The organism is Streptomyces sp. SID13666 (assembly GCF_010548325.1).
GTDB lineage: Bacteria > Actinomycetota > Actinomycetes > Streptomycetales > Streptomycetaceae > Actinacidiphila > Actinacidiphila fildesensis.
Map to the genome: position 1 here is coordinate 1 of NZ_JAAGLX010000138.1, position 802 is coordinate 802.

General features: G+C 68.1%; 1 pseudogene. It reads left to right on the top strand.

The features are described from left to right. Nucleotides 1-502 precede the first annotated feature (502 nt). Nucleotides 503-802: pseudogene (locus tag G3I60_RS43755) on the top strand (PE-PGRS family protein); the annotation flags it as partial.

The following is an 802-nucleotide window of genomic DNA, read 5'->3' on the forward strand; positions in this document are numbered from 1 at the left end:
GCTGACGCCACGGTGTCGGTGCCGAAGCGGCACCCTTGCGGCTGTTCTGTAGGAGGGTGACAATGGCGCTCTGCCTGCCCGGAACACCTGCGGGTTTGGCCATGTGCGGCCACAGTGCGGCCGGACGCCTTTGGACCGGGTAACACAGGGTGTCACCGTGGAACTGGTCGCAAGTTTTCTGATCAGGCAGAACAGCACCGGGCGGCACGAGCCGGAACCAGCCGTCACGAGTCCCCGTGGTCTCGTAATGCGTAGGTCTCGGGTTCGAATCCCGAAGGCGGCTCTGGACACCCCCGGGACTCACTCGCCGTGACCTGGGGCTTTTGCTTTTGGCGGATGCGGCGGCGTGGAGCGCGGGCCGCGCGATTCTCGGTGGCGAAGAGGAGGCCGCCGCCTTCGCGCTGCTGACAGGCGCTCGCGGGCCGGCCCAGATTCAGTGGCCGCGTGCGGGCTGCGGAGCAGCTAGGAGGGCCGGTCGTCGCTTCGGGCAGGATGGGGTCCCATGACGGGTGGGAGAGACCAGTTCGTAGAGCTGCTTCAGCATGCGGGGCTGGAAACCGTGGGGGACTGGCACATCGAGGAGGTGCTGCCGCCTCGCGCCGCTTGGCGTCCGGTCGTTTCGGGCAGAGCCAAGCCGTTCGTGGCTGTGCCGGCGGATCAGCCCGACCTGGTCGCTGAGCTCAACGCACAGTGGCACCGGCTTGCCGGCAGCATCGGGATCCTGGGTGAGGACGGCGTGTTCCTCATCGACGTTGCCGGCAACTGGTCGGGCTGTGCGCCCAGGCGCTGGGCTCGGGTGAAG